The organism is Bacterioplanes sp. CLAM21, assembly GCF_059641015.1.
On the sequence record NZ_CM184929.1, the window covers coordinates 2,687,481 to 2,704,496 of the forward strand.

General features: G+C 52.2%; 14 protein-coding genes. 11 read left to right on the forward strand and 3 right to left on the reverse strand.

Translation table 11 applies throughout. The annotated features are described in order from the left end of the window. Positions 1–23: 23 nt before the first annotated feature. From AC55FS_RS12260 to AC55FS_RS12270, 3 genes are all read left to right on the forward strand, one after another. The gene (locus AC55FS_RS12260; RefSeq protein WP_496932541.1) at positions 24–1,145 is read left to right on the forward strand and encodes an AraC family transcriptional regulator; all 1,122 of its coding nucleotides are present in this window, start codon (positions 24–26) and stop codon (positions 1,143–1,145) included. Between the two features lie 196 nt (positions 1,146–1,341). After that, a complete protein-coding gene (locus AC55FS_RS12265) occupies positions 1,342–3,108 on the forward strand; it encodes a parallel beta-helix domain-containing protein (protein WP_496932542.1) in 1,767 nt (588 codons plus the stop codon). An 83-nt stretch (positions 3,109–3,191) separates the two neighbouring features. Continuing rightward, positions 3,192–4,433 carry an SO2930 family diheme c-type cytochrome gene (locus AC55FS_RS12270; protein WP_496932543.1) on the forward strand — a complete coding sequence of 414 codons (1,242 nt, stop codon included), beginning with the start codon at positions 3,192–3,194 and terminating at the stop codon, positions 4,431–4,433. Positions 4,434–4,520: 87 nt separating this feature from the next. Here AC55FS_RS12270 and AC55FS_RS12275 read toward each other — a convergent pair whose 3' ends face one another. Next, the gene (locus tag AC55FS_RS12275) at positions 4,521–5,858 is read right to left on the reverse strand and encodes a diguanylate cyclase (protein ID WP_496932544.1); all 1,338 of its coding nucleotides are present in this window, start codon (positions 5,856–5,858) and stop codon (positions 4,521–4,523) included. Between the two features lie 83 nt (positions 5,859–5,941). Then, positions 5,942–6,556 carry a DUF938 domain-containing protein gene (locus AC55FS_RS12280; protein ID WP_496932545.1) on the reverse strand — a complete coding sequence of 205 codons (615 nt, stop codon included), beginning with the start codon at positions 6,554–6,556 and terminating at the stop codon, positions 5,942–5,944. 169 nt (positions 6,557–6,725) lie between these two features. Between AC55FS_RS12280 and AC55FS_RS12285 the strand changes: the two genes are divergently transcribed. The 7 genes from AC55FS_RS12285 (at position 6,726) to AC55FS_RS12315 (ending at position 14,369) form a co-directional block, all read left to right on the forward strand. Further along, positions 6,726–8,468, forward strand: a complete 1,743-nt coding sequence (locus tag AC55FS_RS12285; protein ID WP_496932546.1) for a proline--tRNA ligase — start codon at positions 6,726–6,728, stop codon at positions 8,466–8,468. Then, a complete protein-coding gene (locus tag AC55FS_RS12290; protein WP_496932547.1) occupies positions 8,462–9,040 on the forward strand; it encodes a lytic transglycosylase domain-containing protein in 579 nt (192 codons plus the stop codon). The genes AC55FS_RS12285 and AC55FS_RS12290 overlap by 7 nt, the downstream gene beginning before the upstream one ends. 259 nt (positions 9,041–9,299) lie before the next feature. Continuing rightward, positions 9,300–10,373 (forward strand): TRAP transporter substrate-binding protein, encoded by a 1,074-nt coding sequence (locus AC55FS_RS12295; protein WP_496932548.1) that lies wholly within the window; start codon positions 9,300–9,302, stop codon positions 10,371–10,373. Between the two features lie 54 nt (positions 10,374–10,427). Continuing rightward, on the forward strand, positions 10,428–10,967 hold the full coding sequence (locus AC55FS_RS12300) for a TRAP transporter small permease subunit (protein ID WP_496932549.1): 540 nt from the start codon (positions 10,428–10,430) through the stop codon (positions 10,965–10,967). Beyond that, a complete protein-coding gene (locus AC55FS_RS12305; protein ID WP_496932550.1) occupies positions 10,964–12,256 on the forward strand; it encodes a TRAP transporter large permease in 1,293 nt (430 codons plus the stop codon). Before AC55FS_RS12300 ends, AC55FS_RS12305 begins: the two co-directional genes overlap by 4 nt. Before the next feature lie 47 nt (positions 12,257–12,303). Continuing rightward, positions 12,304–13,713 (forward strand): cache domain-containing protein, encoded by a 1,410-nt coding sequence (locus tag AC55FS_RS12310; RefSeq protein WP_496932551.1) that lies wholly within the window; start codon positions 12,304–12,306, stop codon positions 13,711–13,713. A gap of 8 nt (positions 13,714–13,721) precedes the next feature. Continuing rightward, the gene (locus AC55FS_RS12315) at positions 13,722–14,369 is read left to right on the forward strand and encodes a response regulator transcription factor (RefSeq protein ID WP_496932552.1); all 648 of its coding nucleotides are present in this window, start codon (positions 13,722–13,724) and stop codon (positions 14,367–14,369) included. 18 nt (positions 14,370–14,387) lie between these two features. On the opposite strand, the gene AC55FS_RS12320 is transcribed toward AC55FS_RS12315, so the two are convergent. Continuing rightward, on the reverse strand, positions 14,388–15,299 hold the full coding sequence (locus AC55FS_RS12320) for an AraC family transcriptional regulator (protein WP_496932553.1): 912 nt from the start codon (positions 15,297–15,299) through the stop codon (positions 14,388–14,390). A 181-nt stretch (positions 15,300–15,480) separates the two neighbouring features. On the opposite strand from AC55FS_RS12320, the gene exaC reads away from it, so the two are divergent. Next, positions 15,481–17,001 carry an acetaldehyde dehydrogenase ExaC gene (gene exaC, locus AC55FS_RS12325; RefSeq protein ID WP_496932554.1) on the forward strand — a complete coding sequence of 507 codons (1,521 nt, stop codon included), beginning with the start codon at positions 15,481–15,483 and terminating at the stop codon, positions 16,999–17,001. The last annotated feature ends 15 nt before the right edge of the window (positions 17,002–17,016 follow it).

Sequence of the window (17,016 nt, forward strand, 5' to 3'; positions counted from 1 at the left end):
AATAACAACACAAGATGAGAGCCATGCCGAGCCAGACTGAACTGCTGTTGGCCGCCTTTGGAAGCGGCCTGATTTTGCCTGTATTACTGGTTCTAAGCCGAGACTTTCGCGGTGCAGCCTCTGCCAGAGCCTTTGCCGCTTTACTGTTTATCGCGGCACTGCATATGTTTCACAACGCCTTGCCACCCGTCTGGCACCCCTGGTCATTTATCGTGCAAAGTGCGGCCCCTGCTTGTTTTTGGATTGCCTGTCGTTTTGCCTTTGTCGACAGCGATGCCGATCGCCGCTGGCATTGGACTGTAGCCCTGTATAGCGTGCTAGGACCGCTGCTGTTTTTATTGGCAGGCGAGCCAGAAGGCGCCTTATTCGTGCTCAAGCAAATCCCCCAAGGACTGGAATATGTATTGATTGTGCTGGGCCTATGGGAAGTTATCAGTCATTGGAACGGCGATTTAATGGAGGCACGCCGTCGTCTGCGTGGTGGTGTCATGTTGGCGACCGGCGTTGCCGTCGGCTGGTCGATTGTCTCTTTTAATCTGCGCCTAGCCGGTACTGAGTCGCGTCAAATCGCCATGATTATCTCGATTGTGGTGATCAGCTGGTGCTTGTTACAAGGGCGCCGAGAACTATGGCGTCCTCAACTCGTCAACACCAACAACAGCGATGACCCGTCCACTACCAGCCCAAGCCCAGAGCAACGGCAGCAAGACGATGATTTAAACAAGTTGCAGCAGTGCATGGATAATGGCTTTTATCGCCAAGAAGGCCTGACACTCAAAGATTTGGCACAACAGCTGCGTTTGCCAGAATATCGACTGCGGGCAGCCATCAATCAGCAACTCGGATTTAGCAACTTTAATGAGTACATCAATGCGCTACGTATTGGTGAAGCCGCCAGGCGGTTGGCCAGCGAAGCGGATACGCCCATTTCCAATATTGCACTGGATGTTGGCTATCGCAGCATGAGCTCATTTAACCGCGCATTTCGCCGCTGTCACGACACAACCCCCACCCTCTTTCGCGAGCACAATCTATGCAATCGCTATAATTCAGCATTTGCACAGCCACCAGAGGATAGCCTGCAGGCCCCGTCATCACTAGACATTTCAGACTTTGCACAGCATTCAACAAGTATTACCAAGTGATTTGTTTTTACCGCTTTTGCAAGATGCCGTTTGATTATTCCCAGCCAGGATGGCTCAGCGTTTATCACTAGGGCTTGCTGAACACACCTGCAAAGCAGTGAGCTTTACAGGCGCTGAATCAGCAGTCCTGGACAAACCAACAATAACAACTCCGACAAGGACAGCCTTAACGGACAACGCATCAGGCAGGTACTCCATGAAGCAGCTCGTGTATCCCCCCAGCAGACCGACCTTATTGGCCTTGGCCATTGCTTTCACCGCCCTCACGGGCTGTGGCAGTGACGACAGTAACAGCAGTAATGATAATGACACATTAAGCAAAGCGTTTAACTGCAGCAGCGACGACACCGAAGGCGCGCGTGTCATTTGCATTGGTTCAGACAGTGACCTCAGCGACGCCAGTGTACAAGACCAGTTAATTGCCGCTCTGGCCATGGCAGAAACAGGCGACACCTTTGTTTTGCCACAGGGCCGCTATCAGTTTTCGAGCACCATCGAGTTTAACGGCAAAGTCGACAATACCAGCGTCAGCCATTTGACCTTCCGCGGTGCCGGCATGGACAAAACCATCATTGATGTCAGTGGCGCCAGCGCCGATGGTTTTTTGTTTAACAACACCGACCATCTTATTTTTGAAGACTTCGGTGTATACGAGTCCAACAACAATGCCTTAAAAGTGACTAAATCCAATGGTGTCATCATGCGCCGCATGGCCGCTGTCTGGGAAACCGACTACCAATCTACCAATGGCGCTTATGGACTGTATCCAGTCGAAACCAGCAATGTATTAATTGAAGACAGTTACGTAAAAGGCTCCGCCGACGCCGGTATTTATGTCGGCCAGTCGGACAAAATTGTGGTGCGTAACAATGTGGCAGAAAAAAATGTCGCCGGCATCGAAATAGAAAACTCCACCGCTGCCGATGTTTACGGCAATCGCGCCAACGACAACACCGGTGGTATTTTGGTTTTCGATTTACCCATCGGCAACGGTAAATACGGCTCGGGCGTTCGGGTGTTTGATAATCTGGTGGAAAACAACAATGCGCCTAACTTTGCCAATGTTGGCGACTTTGCCGGCGGAGTGCACATAGTTCCGCCCGGTACTGGGGTGATTATTTTGTCCACCTCGGACGTCGAGATTTACAACAACACCATTAAAGATCACCAAACCACCTCCATTGCCCTGGCGTCTTATTTATTGCCGGATGATCAAGTTGCCTCAGCTCCCAACAGCGATGTTGGCGGCGCAGATGGCAACGACGCCACCAGCCCAGTCAACAGCTATGGCGATATCCACCCTTACGCCAATGCCCTGCTCGACGGTTGGAGCCCACTGGTGCGCAATATTCATATCCATGACAATGTCATCAGCGTGGCAGCCGGCATTGATAATCCACAAGGTTCTCTAATTGCTGACATTATTAATGGCTACCAGCTATTCCATGGTTTTTACCCTGATATCGCCAGCGGCCAAACAACGGTACCGCACATTTTATACGACGGCATTGGCGAGTTGCTGACCAACACACCCAACCCTGGTGGCGCTGGAGAAACCATTTTGCAAGCCGTTGCGGGCGGCATTAATCAGGTCGCCGCAGCACTAGACGCTAACGGCCTGGAAAGCAAAGGGCTGCAAATTGATCTGGCCTTGTTTGCCAACTACAACGGCGACGGTGTGTGCCAGCAAAACAATGGTATTGATGATCAAAGCCTGTTTGCGGCCTCAGTATTTGAAACCAGCGCTGGCGCCAACACCTTTGACGCTAACGGCAGCCCACAAGCCAAGATCCAACAATATGGCATGGACACCAGCATGGTCGGGCGCATCATGAGCGACCCCTACGGCACCTTGGCGTGCCCGGCGGAACCCTTTAAAGGTGCGGTGGCCACCGTGACCTTCGATCAACACACCTATGGCTGCGGTGCGGACGACAGCGACGATCCGTCCTGTCAGCTCTAGCGCTACTTTGGATCCCGTGCCAGCGGCACGGGAGCTGTATTCACTCGGCCAGCAAGGGCTGGCCTAGCCGTTGAGACATCGTTATGACCCATTTATCCAATCGCGCCCTTGGCTTACTGCTGGCCAATGCCCTGTGGCTGAGCGCCTGTGGCGGCTCATCGGGCGGATCTTCCGCTGGCAATGAAGTAGACACCCCTTCTACCCCCAATACCAATAACGACTGCCGCGCCAGTAGCCAGGACATTCAGTGGCAAGCCTTATTACAAGGCAATGCCGCTACCCTGGCTGAATACCAATTATTTGAGAACCCCTGTGACCCAACCCAAAATCCTAATGCCCGTGGGCTAGCGTACGATCTATCGGTGCCCTTATTTACCGATTACGCCTCCAAATACCGCTTCGTCTTTATTCCACCCAATAGCAAAGTCAAATACCACCCGAGTGAAACCTTTGAATTTCCCGTTGGCAGTGTCATCGCTAAAACCTTTACCATGCCCAAAAACACCGATCAGCGTGGTTTTGAACAGGAACGTTTATTGGAAACGCGCCTATTAATTAAGCGCGAAGCTGGTTGGATTGCCAGGCCGTATGTTTGGAATGCCGAAGGCACCAAAGCCAACTGGGACTTAACCGGCGAAAGTATTGTGATTGATGAATTAAAACATTTAGACAGCTCATTAAGTTTTAATTACGCCGTGCCCAATCAAAATTCTTGTACCACCTGCCATCAATTTAATCCCAATGGCGATGACGACGCCGTCGATGGCATCGACCCGACACCCGCCATTTTTAGCCCTATTGGCCCCAAAGCACGGTATTTAAATTCCGACTTTGATTATGGCCAAGGCCCTGAAAATCAATTGCAACGGTGGTTATCTGAGGGGATTTTGGAGGGTCTACCTGACTCCAGCCAGGATATAGATGCCACACCAGAATTTAGCGACCAAAGAGCTTTGGCGGACATCACAGCCTCGGCGCAGCTGTTGCAAGATACCAGCAAAGCCTGGCTGGATATCAACTGCGGTCATTGCCATCGCAAGCAAGGTCAAGCCAGTAACACCGCCTTTAGAGCAGATTGGAACACACCCTGGCAAGGCAACGAGCAATATCATGGTGCATGTGCAGTGGCGGTATCAGGGGCTGGAGAATCGGCCATTATTATCGTACCTGGCAACGCCGACAACTCATTGCTGTATCAGCGTATGCACACCACAGAGGCAGGCGATGCCATGCCACCCTTAGGCCGTGCCGTGATCCATCAAGAAGGCAACGCGTTAATTAAAGCCTGGATCGATTCTATGGATCCTGGTTTGTGTAAACTGTAACGCCACTCGCTTACTGTGCTTATTCGAGTCATTCGCATACAGTCACAGTAAGCAAGTTGTTAAACCATAATCCCATCATGGCGATGATTAATGGCAGTCAGAATCCGCATCGCACACTATGGCATTTCTGCCTTTTCGTTTCGCCTGATACATTAATTCATCTGCGCGGTTCACTATTTCTTCAAGCCGGTCAGCGGGTTGATTATGCGTAATACCGGCCGAAAACGTATAACGCAGTGACGGTAACGGCATTTCGGCTGCTATCGCAACAGCGGCTTGTGTTAAGGTCTCTAAAGCTTGTGTTAGTGAAGCTTGCGGCAGTAACAACAGAAACTCTTCGCCGCCCAAGCGACCAACCACATCACTGTCTTGTAACTGGCGATTCAGCATCATGGCACAGTGGCGAATCACCTGATCACCCGCCGCATGCCCGTATTTATCGTTGATTTTTTTAAAATGATCCAAGTCGACCATAGCGATACAAAACTCGCTACCAAAACGCCTCCCACGTTTTAATTCTTCCGCTAATCGACGCAATATTTCACGCCGATTCACAGCTCCTGTTAGTGGATCTATCGTCACCAAGTCGCGCACCGCCCGCCCACGTCGCACTCTTGATTCAACCGTGACTAACAGGTCTTCTGCCTGCACGGGTTTGGACAAAAACACATCTCCGCCAGTGCACATGGCCTGCATTTGTTTTTTTGGGCTCATTTCACTGGACAAAAATACAATCGGCACGCTGATGAGATTTTCCTGCTGTCGAATCACACCCGCCAGTTCCTGGCCAGTTACCTGGGGCAAATACAGGTCTAATAAAATCAAATCGGGAGTATGATTATTAAGATACGGCATTAAATCCGTCATTGGCTGAGAGATAATTTTCACCTCAAACCCTGCCTGTTCCAGAGTTGATGCATAGAACCCGGCCACACAGGTTTGATCTTCAATAATGAGAATTTGGTATGGATCTGCTTGGTAGCGCTCTGTCAGCACAGTTAACTCATGCAACACCTGATCGGCGACAATCGGCGTTGGATGAAAGGCCACCGCCCCCATACGAATCGCAGCCAAACGTTCGGCCAATTGGTTATCTGAGCTAAACGCCACCACCGGCAGCTGCCCATCTTGCCCGGCCAGTTGCTGCATACGCTGGCGTTGCTTATCACTCATGCCATCCAGATTGACCAGCAGTGCGCAGGCATTATTGTCTTTATGCACCAACAAATGTGAGGTCGACTCGACCACCTTCACAGCAAAACCTGCTGTTTCTAATTGCTGCTGTAATCCGTCGGGCATGGCTTGCTGCCCAAACGCCAACACCAACAGTGGCAACTCTGGGTTGTAATCTATTAGGCTGCGCGCCATCAAGGTAGGAACAGAAAGCGGCTGACTGGGGACGGGATTGGTCTGACGATCGGCCATGATGCAGGCTTCTGGCTAAAGTGGGCATACCACCAATATAGCCAGCGCCAGTGGCTTAGGCGCTGCATTTGACAATAGACAGGTCAGTACTTTTGCAGCACCAACATACGATTATTCGCAGGCATGGCGATGTCTTTTAGCAGCCGCAGCTTTTCTTTACGCGCCGCTAAGATAACTTGTTCAAAATCCTTAATACCCGACTCTGGGTCACGTTGTCTAAGCCAGGCATCCAGCTGCTGATTGCCTTCACTGGTGAACTGGCCGGCATAGTTAAAGGGGCCATAAAAGAACGCCAAGCCAGCCCGGCGCAATACCCGGCCAATGCCCGTCATCATGCTGCGAACCTGGGGCCAGCCGACAAAATGCACCAGATTGGCAGCAAAAACTGCATCTACCTGTTTGACGGGCCATAAGTCTTGCGTCACATCGAGGGTCAGGGGCGGTAAATAGTTGCTGTGACCACAGCGCTGGCGCCAAGCGTTAATTGACTGCAATTGGCCAGCCAACTCTGAGGGCTGCCACCTTACCGCAGGCAACTTGCCGGTCACATAAGCGCCATGCTGACCAGAACCACTGGCCAACTCCAACACCAGCGCCGATTCTGGCAACTCATCGCTGAGTACGTCAGCAATCGGTGCCTGATTGCGCAAGCAGGACTCATTAACGATTAACGCCGACTCGGATACAGGGTGCGGCACAGCGGCCTCCTTACTAAAAAACGCAACAACCTTCAGGGCTTTTGCACCTTATCTTAAAGTGCAAACTAACAACAGCTCAACGACCCAACGCGCCTGCAATTGCCGCTGTCGCCGTCAGGCGATACACTGCCGGTCGTTTATTTATTGATTGACAGGAAATAACAGGTTCATGCGCGCCACCGAATTCCTCCTCGCTACGGAAAAAGAAACCCCTGCTGATGCAGTCATTATCAGCCATCAGTTAATGCTACGTGCCGGTATGATCCGCAAGCTGGCCGCAGGCCTCTACACCTGGCTGCCGCTGGGTCTTCGTACCTTGCGTAAGGTCGAAGCCATCGTGCGGGAAGAAATGAATAACGCCGGTGCCCAAGAAGTACTGATGCCGGCGGTGCAGCCGGCGGAACTGTGGCAAGAAAGCGGCCGTTGGTTCCAATACGGCGGCGAGTTGCTGCGCCTAAAAGACCGCCACAACCGCGATTTCTGCGTTGGCCCGACCCACGAAGAAGTCATCACCGACCTGGCGCGCAATCAACTCAGCAGCTACAAGCAGCTTCCGGTCAACCTGTACCAGATTCAAACCAAGTTCCGTGATGAAACCCGGCCTCGCTTTGGTGTGATGCGGTCGCGAGAATTCATAATGAAAGACGCCTATTCTTTCCACTTGAATGCCGACAGCCTGCAACAGACGTACGATCGCATGCACCAAGCTTACAGCCGCATCTTTGAACGCCTGGGACTGGACTTTAGACCCGTACTGGCCGACACCGGCTCTATCGGCGGCGCTCACTCGCACGAGTTCCATGTACTGGCGTCATCCGGCGAAGACGATATTGCCTTCTCCAATGCCAGCGATTACGCCGCCAATGTTGAACTGGCCGAAGCACTGGCACCGAGTGGTGAGCGTGCTGCACCAGCTGCTGAGCTGAGCTTGGTCGATACCGGCGATGCGACGTCTGTCGAAGATGTCGCCAAGATGCTCAACATCGGCCTGGACCAGGTGCTCAAAGCCATTGTCGTGCGCGGCTGTAGCGAGGCTGAAGACGCAGAAGAAGGTGAAGCTGGCGAGCCTGTGGTATTGCTGCTGCGTGGTGATCATAGCCTCAATGAAATTAAGGCGGAAAAACTACCCGGTGTGCTGTCTCCACTGCAATTTGCCAGTGAAGAAGATGTACAAGGCATCGGTGGCGTACCAGGCTCCACCGGCCCCCGTAACCTGTCGGCACGCTGCTATGTTGATCGCAGTGCGGCACACATGGCTGATTTTTACTGCGGTGCCAACCAGGCCGGCAAACACTTTGCTGGCTTTAACTGGCAGCGCGACGCAGATCTGCCTGAGGTGGTGGATTTGCGCAATGTTGAAGCCGGTGATCCTAGCCCTTGCGGCCAAGGCACACTGGAGATTAAGCGCGGTATCGAAGTGGGCCATATTTTCCAACTCGGACGTAAGTATTCAGAAGCTCTGAATGCCACCGTATTGGATGAAAATGGCAAGTCGCAAACCCTGATGATGGGCTGCTATGGCATCGGTGTGAGCCGTGTTGTCGCTGCTGCCATTGAGCAGAACCACGATGACAACGGCATTGTTTGGCCAGATGCCATTGCGCCCTTCCATGTTGGCATAGTGCCGATGAATCTGCATCGTAGCGAAGCAGTTCAACAGGCCACAGAGTCACTGTATCGGGCATTAAAAGACGCCGGACTGGACGTGTATGTCGATGATCGTGACAAAAAGACCAGCCCCGGGGTGAAGTTTGCCGACATGGAGCTGATGGGCTTTCCGCACCGATTGGTCATCAGTGACCGCGGGCTAGAAGCCGGTACCGTTGAATATAAGCAACGACGTTCTGGAGATACCCAGGACATCGCCCTCGACGACATCGTCGAGTATTTACGCCAGACGGTACAATGCTAAAAACCCCATTACTGCTGATAATGCTGAGCGGGCTGCTAATAGCGCCCCTCAGCAGCGCTACAACCCAACGCCATATCGACCCCGAACTGCGCCAATCCTTAAAAGAAGCCGCCGCCAACACCGACAGCTTTGGTGACCGTTTTGACGCCGAAGTCTGGCTAGTTGATGTATCCAGTCGTTTAAAACGCTACATGCCCGAAGACAAAAAACGGCTGGAGTTCTTACGTATCTTGCACCAGGAAGCGACCCGCGCGGGCTTATCACCTGAGCTAGTACTGTCAGTTATCCATGTCGAAAGTGCCTTCCAGCGCTTTGCGATTTCCGTCGTCGGCGCCCAGGGCTATATGCAAATCATGCCGTTTTGGAAGAAGGAAATCGGCCGTCCGGGAGACAACCTAATGGTCACCCGCACCAACCTTCGCTACGGCTGCACCATACTCAAGCACTACCTCGACAAAGAGAAAGGCGATTGGATCCGCGCCCTGGCACGCTACAACGGCAGTCTCGGACGCACCAAATATCCGGAAAAAGTACTACTTTTCTGGGAGAAGTATTGGTTCGTTAATCACTAATGAGCAGCGCAATCGCGCTCACTCAGTCATCCATGTAAAGGCCGGTATTACTTGGGCTCAGCCCAGGCAGCGGCCTTTCCTGCACGAAAAAGCACCGCGCACCAGTGCGTCAAAATACCAATCGACATTAAGAATAAATACCTAGTAAACCGCAGTCCTGCGAATAGGACCGCCGCGCTAGCCATTGCACACTGCCGTTACCTTGCCCGCACTTTTGGTCGACGGGTGGTCTTCTACCACAAAGAAGGATAACGATAATATGATGAGTCTGAATAAGTTTAAGCGCTGGTTGGCGCTGTCTGTGTGCGCCCTGGCAGTCACGGCACCAGCCCACGCTGAAAAGGTCTATCGCCTAAAAATGGCTGAAACCTGGCCTACCAACTTCCCGATCTTTGGTGATGCGTCGCGTAATATGGCGGCGATGGCTGAAAAAATGTCGAATGGCCGATTAAAAATCACCATCGACTCTAAAAACAAACACAAAGCACCGCTGGGTGTGTTTGATATGGTTCGTGCCGGGCAATACGACATGGGCCATTCAGCGTCGTATTATTGGAAGGGCAAAGTACCCGCCACCTTGTATTTCACTACCATGCCGTTTGGCATGACGGCTCCAGAGCAATATTCATGGTTCTACCACGGCGGTGGCATGGAGTTGATGGAAAAAGTCTACGGCAAATACAACGTGCTGAGCTTTCCGGGTGGTAACACCGGCAACCAAATGGGTGGCTGGTTTCAAAAAGAAATTAAGTCACTGGATGACCTTAAAGGTCTGAAAATGCGCATTCCTGGTTTTGCCGGTGAAGTACTGGCCAAACTGGGCGCCAGCCCAACCAACATTCCTGCCGGCGAACTCTATACCGCACTGGAGCGACGCACCATCGATGCCCTAGAGTGGGTTGGCCCTTCTCTCGATTTGCGCATGGGCTTTCACAAGATTGCACCGTTTTACTACACCGGCTGGCATGAACCGGCCACTGAGCTGCAGTTTATGATCAATAAGCGCTCATGGGATCGTTTGCCCGAAGACCTGCAAGAAATCTTGCGCGTATCTATGCGTACCGCTGCCTATGATATGTACATTCACTCCTACCATGAGTCAGCGAAAAATCTGGAAATCATCGAAAACGAATATCCAGACGTGAAAATCCGCTCATTCCCAGACGACGTAATGGCAGCCCTGCGCAGCGCCAACGAAGAATTGCTGGCCGAAAAAGCCAAAGAAGACCCTTTGGCCAAAGAAATTCTTGAATCCCAAGCCAATTACCTGAAAACCATTCGCCGTTGGACGGATATTTCCGACAAGGCGTACCTGAACAGCATTGCTCAGTAATGTTCAATCTGGGTGCCTGCCCTGCAGGTGGGCACTGTCGCAGTGGAGTTTGTCATGCTGAAGCAAGCTGAGCGGATCATAAACCGCTTTTCGGATGTATTGGGGATGCTGTCCTCAATTTTGTTTTTACTGATGCTGATCAACGTATTTATCAACGTGATCGCCCGTTATGCGTTTAACGCGGTGTGGATCGGCTCGCAAGAAATGGAATGGCATTTATTTGCCACCATGTTCATGCTGGGGGTGCCCTATACCCTACGCACCGGCGGCCATGTCCGGGTCGATTTGATTTATGAACGTTTATCCGCCCGCAAACAAGCCATGATCGATATTTTTGGTGGCCTGGTGCTATTGCTGCCGTTTTGTTTATTGGTGGGTTATTACGGCGTCGGCTTTTCTTACGAGGCCTTTGAGTTAGGTGAAACCTCTGGTGACCCAGGTGGCCTGCCCTATCGCTGGATCATTAAAGCGGTGATTCCTTTTGCCTTTTTTGCCACCGCCATTGCTGGCCTTGGGTTAATTGTCAGCAGTGTGAATCAGCTGTTACACCCTGAGCAAAACTCCAACAACCACCCGCATGAGTCGTCCTTATGATTGGCATAGTGATGTTTTTTGTCGCCCTGCTGGCACTGTTGCTCGGCTTTCCAGTGGCGTTTACCTTTGGCGGCGTGGCATTGATTTTTGGCCTGATTGCTGAAGGCCCAAGCATGTTTGCTTTTATGCCATTTCGCATCCAAAGCATTATGGAAAATGTGGTACTAATGGCGGTACCGCTGTTTATTTTTATGGGCATTGTGCTGCAAAAGACCCGCCTGGCGGAGCAACTGCTGGAATCCATGGGTAAGCTGTTTGGCGGTGTTCGTGGTGGTTTGGCCATATCGACGGTACTGGTCGGCGCGTTATTGGCCGCCTCAACCGGCGTGGTCGGCGCTTCCGTGGTCGCCATGGGCCTGATTTCATTGCCAGTCATGTTGAAATACAACTACGACAAATCCCTTGCTTGCGGCACCATTTGCGCCTCAGGCACGCTAGGACAAATTATTCCTCCGTCTATCGTACTGATTATTCTTGGCGATGTACTCGGCATTCCGGTGGGAGATTTATTCCAGGCAGCGGTCGGCCCAGGCTTTGTACTGATTGGTATTTATGTGGTGTACATCCTGGTGTACAGCTACTTCAAGCCAGAAGCGGCCCCGGCCATTCCGGCCGATGACGATATTGAACATCGCCGTGAGCACTACCTGCGCGCACTAAAAGCCATCGTGCCACCGTTGGCGTTGATCCTAGTCGTGCTGGGGTCCATTTTTGCCGGTATCGCCACACCGACGGAATCCTCGGCTCTGGGTGGCGTAGGTGCGGTATTATTGTCCATGGTCTACGGCCAATTCAGCTGGAAAATGCTGTACCAGGCATCCCAGGAAACGGTCAAAATCAGCGCTATGGTATTTGCCATCTTGCTCGGCGCTACCGCTTTCTCCATGGCCTTTAGCTACACCGGCGGCGATTACATAGTAGAAGAAGTGCTGTCTAACCTGCCAGGCGGCGCCATGGGCTTCTTGATTCTGTCAATGGTAGCCATCTTGGTATTGGGCTTTTTCATCGACTTTGTTGAAATCAGCTTTATCATTGTGCCGATGTTGGCACCAGCGGCCATTGCTTTAGATATTGCGCCGGTATGGTTTGCCATTTTGATTGCCATGAATTTGCAAACCTCGTTTTTAACGCCGCCATTTGGCTTTAGTCTGTTTTATCTCAAAGGGGTGGCACCGCCTGGGGTGCAAACCATGGATATTTACCGTGGCGTGGTGCCCTTTATTCTCATGCAGGTCGGTGTAGTGATCTCGATTCTGCTGTTCCCGGAATTTTACGGACTCGTTGATTAACCTTGCAGGCCAGGGCTTAGCCTTGGCCGTTGCGCTGTGTGGGCCTTATGAATCTGACGCTAAAAACTAAAATACTGATGTTGACCATCCTACCGCTGGTGGCCATCACCCTGACACTGACCTGGATTACCCAGCGCCAGTCGCAGGAGCTGTCTGAACGTCAGGTAGCGATTTTTGAAGAAACCGTGATGGCCAACAAACGCCGTGCCCTAGAGGACTACGTCAATCTGGCGATGACCTCGATTAAGCCGATACTGGCCGGTCTTGACGGCAGTATGCAGCGCTCGCGGGTGGAATATGAGATCAAAAGCATCATTGAAAGCATGACCTTTGGTCCGGATGGCTACTTTTTTGCCTATGACCAGCAAGGTGTGAACTTGGTGCACCCGGCACTCAACAACCTGATTGGCACCCGTATGATCGATTTTCGCGATCGTAATGGTCAGCCAGTGATTCAAGATCTGCTGGCCATTGCCAATCACGGTGGCGGCTTTTATCGCTACTCCTGGCATAAGCCCTCGGCCAATGAAGTCAAAAACAAGCTCGCTTATGTGGTGCTGATTCCAGAACTGAACTGGATGCTAGGCACTGGCCTCTACATTGACGACATAGAGTCCGAAATTTTGGAGCTGGAGCAGCGCGTTGACTCCAATATCAGCCGGACTTTCCTGGTGGCGACCTTGTTGCTGGCGATTACCCTAGCCCTGGTGATCATCATTGTGGTGCTGATCAATGTGCATGCCACCTCACAAGCTGACGAGCGTCTGCGTGAACTGGCCCACCGCTCGGTTGAATTTCAGGTCATGCAACGGCGGGTATTTGCCCGTGAGCTGCACGATGGTGTCAATCAGATCCTAGTGTCCGCTAAACTACGGTTAAACTTGGCCTTCAAACAATGGCCTTCCGATACAGCACGCGACCATTTGGAGCGAGGTATCGATATGTTGAACCAGTCGATTCAGGAAGTTCGCCGAGTATCGCATAATCTGCGCCCGGTCATGCTGGACGATTTTGGGCTTGAAGCTGCCATGCATACCTTACTGGATGACCTGGCCAGCAGTGGCGATGTTGAAGTCAAACGCTATATTCGCCTGCCCGATACCCGTTTACCCGATGCCATAGAGATGACGGTATATCGCCTCATCCAGGAAGGCATTACCAACGTGCGCAAGCACGCTGGCGCCAGCCGCTTCCAGCTGGATGTGCGCCCATACCCGAACCGTATTGAAGTCGAAATGCAGGACAACGGCTGCGGATTCACCCCGGACGACAGCGCCGATGGCATCGGCATTATGAATATGCGTGAGCGCCTTGAATTATTGGGCGGTAAGCTGACTGTGCGCAGCTGGGCCCACAAAGGCACGCAGATCATCGCTGTATTGTATTTAAACCCTGAGCCCGTGCTACGCCAGCAAGCGGCTCCCCCTTCGCCCATTGAGGGCGACACCGAAAAATGAAGGTCACCATGAGCAAATCCATAAAAATTATTATTGCGGACGATCATCCAATGGTCCGCGAAGGATTAAAAGTCAGCCTCGAAGCCGAGGGCGATATCACTGTTGTTGCTGCCGTGAGCAATGGCCAGGAAGCACTCGACGCAGCGGCTGAGCACCAGCCCGATGTGGTGATGCTGGATATCTCAATGCCGGTTATGAACGGCATGGAAGCGTGCAAGGCGTTTAAAGCCCAGCATCCGAATATTCGCATCCTGATCATCACCATGCACGATGACAGAGATTACATTCTTAAGCTGATTCAAGCCGGTGCAGCTGGCTACGTGTTAAAAGACGTGTCCGTTGAAGAGCTACTACTGGCGGTACAAACCGTTAATCAAGGTGGCACCTACTTCAGCTCTAGCGTTGCAAAAACCTTGTTCAGCGACATTGGCAATATTCGCAGTAACCAGAATGACGACATTCTGAGCCCACGCGAAGAAGACGTATTAGCACTGCTGGCAGAAGGCATGGGCAACAAAGAAATCGCCCGTGAGCTGGATATTTCGGTGCGCACAGTGGAAGCGCACCGCATGAAAATCAAGCAGAAGCTGAATATCTCCACCTCGGCTGGTCTGGTGCGCTATGCCCTCGACCATGGCATTACCCGCAGCAGCTAATGCCACCATCGCCTGTGGCTAGGCCGCAGGCGATATCCTCTGCTGGCGATAGGCCTTTGGTGAAACCCCTAGCAGCTGGTGAAAGCGTCTGGAAAAGTGGCTGACACTTTGAAAACCCACAGCAAAAGCTGCTTGGGTAACACCATGACCTTGCTGCAACAAGGTACAAGCCCGCTGCAGTCGCAACTGCTGCAAGTATTCATTTGGCGAGCACGCCAATAGCCGTCGAAACTGCTGATAAAACTTACTGCGCGACATACAACTGATGCGGCACAAGGCATCAACATCTAATGGCTCGGCTAAATGCTGCTGCAAATAATGCAAACTGGCTGTCAGCGCATTTTTTTCTGGATCATGGGCACTACAAGCCAACAAAAATTCCTTGCCTTGCTGTCTCAGCAAGCGACACAGCAACTCATCCACGCCGTAACTCAATACCAGATCATTATCGTCTTCCGGCTGTAAAAAACTGCCGGCGATACGTTCCAGTAATTGCTGCGTGGCGGTCGAATGCTGGCTGTGCCAAGTACGTGGCTGTACGTCACCCCAATGGCCCAGATCTTTAGGCAAAGGCGTTTGTTGATCTAAACGTTCACACAACTGCTGAATCTTACTGCCCTCCACCGCCACCGTTAAGCAAATCGTCGGTTGCTCCAAGCTGGCCTCTGGAAAGTCGATCAGCACCTGCTGACCCGGCGCCAGCACATAAGATTCATGGGGCAAAAAACTGTGCCGAGCGTGGGGGCCGTGCATTTGCTTACGCCCTTGAATCATGGCGCAATACAGCACTTCATCGGCCTGCAGGGCAACGTTACTGGCCTTGGCATAGGTATCGTAGATGGACAGCTCAACATCCTGGCGACAATACACACTTCGGTTTTCCACCAGCTGCTGCGGCTGACGGCTGCGAACATCCTGCAATGACGACATAGCCCCTCCTATTGATGTTGGCTCCACGCCTGAGCCCCTAATCCGTGCCGGACTGGATCGTCAGACCAGATTTGTGGACTGACGGACAAGCACGGCAATAGTGCACCACGTAGGCTGTAGTGCTCGCAATGCGACTTACTGCCAACAGCAGTCTACTGACAACAATAAGAGGACGTATCCCATGATTTACGCCAATCCTGGTTCCAACGGCGCCGTCGTCAACTTTGCTGAACGCTATGACAATTTTATTGGCGGCCAATGGGTGGCCCCCAGCAGCGGCCGCTATATGGACAATATCAGCCCGATTAATGGCGAAGTGTTTTGTCAGGTGGCCCGCTCCGATGCCGCCGATATTGAGCTGGCACTGGACGCTGCCCACGCCGCGGCACCCGCCTGGGGCAAAACATCCGTCACTGAACGCTCCAATATTCTGCTAAAAATTGCCGATCGTATTGAGCAAAATCTAGAAATGCTGGCGGTGGCTGAAACCTGGGATAACGGTAAAGCCGTGCGCGAAACCCTGGCTGCTGACATTCCTCTGGCAGCCGATCACTTTCGTTACTTCGCTGGTTGTATTCGCTCCCAAGAAGGCACCATGGCGGAGCTCGATGAGCACACAGTGACCTACCATGTGCACGAACCTTTGGGCGTTGTTGGGCAAATTATTCCGTGGAATTTTCCATTATTAATGGCCGCCTGGAAGCTAGCACCTGCTTTGGCCGCCGGCAACTGCACGGTATTAAAACCGGCGGAGCAAACACCGGCATCAATTTTATTGTTTATGCAGCTGATTGCCGATTTAATACCCGCAGGTGTGGTGAATGTCGTCAATGGTTTGGGCGAAGAAGCCGGTCAAGCGTTGGCCAGCAGTGACCGTATTGCCAAAATTGCTTTCACCGGATCAACGCCTGTCGGCCAGCATATCTTACGTTGTGCGGCTGAGCGGTTAATTCCATCGACGGTGGAGCTGGGCGGCAAATCACCCAATATCTATTTTGGCGACATCATGCGCCATGAAGACGACTACCTCAGTAAGTGTGTAGAAGGCCTAGTACTAGCCTTTTTCAACCAAGGCGAAGTCTGCACCTGCCCATCACGAGCACTGATTCAACAAGACATTTACGATGACTTTATCGGCCTCGTGGTTGAGCGTGCTGGTCGTATCAAGCGCGGCAACCCGTTAGATACCGACACTCAAGTCGGTGCTCAAGCCTCACAGGAGCAATTTGAGCGCATCATGTCTTATCTGGATATTGGCCGCCAAGAAGGCGCTGAAGTGCTGATCGGTGGTCATGCTGCAGAGCTGGGAGGTAGTTTACAGCGTGGTTATTACGTGCAACCAACGCTGTTAAAAGGCCGCAACGACATGAAAGTGTTCCAGGAAGAAATTTTTGGCCCGGTCGTTGGTGTCACCACCTTCCGCGATGAAGCCGAAGCCATTGCCATTGCCAATGACACTGAATTTGGTTTAGGCGCTGGCGTTTGGACCCGAGATACCAATCTCGCCTATCGGGCCGGCCGCGCCATTCAGGCCGGACGTGTTTGGGTCAACTGTTATCATGCCTACCCGGCCCACTCTGCTTTTGGTGGCTATAAAAAATCCGGCATTGGCCGCGAGACCCACAAAAAAGCGCTGGAGCATTATCAGCAAACCAAAAATATGCTGGTCAGTTACAGCACCAGTCCATTGGGCTTCTTTTAACGCTTAAGCCTTTTG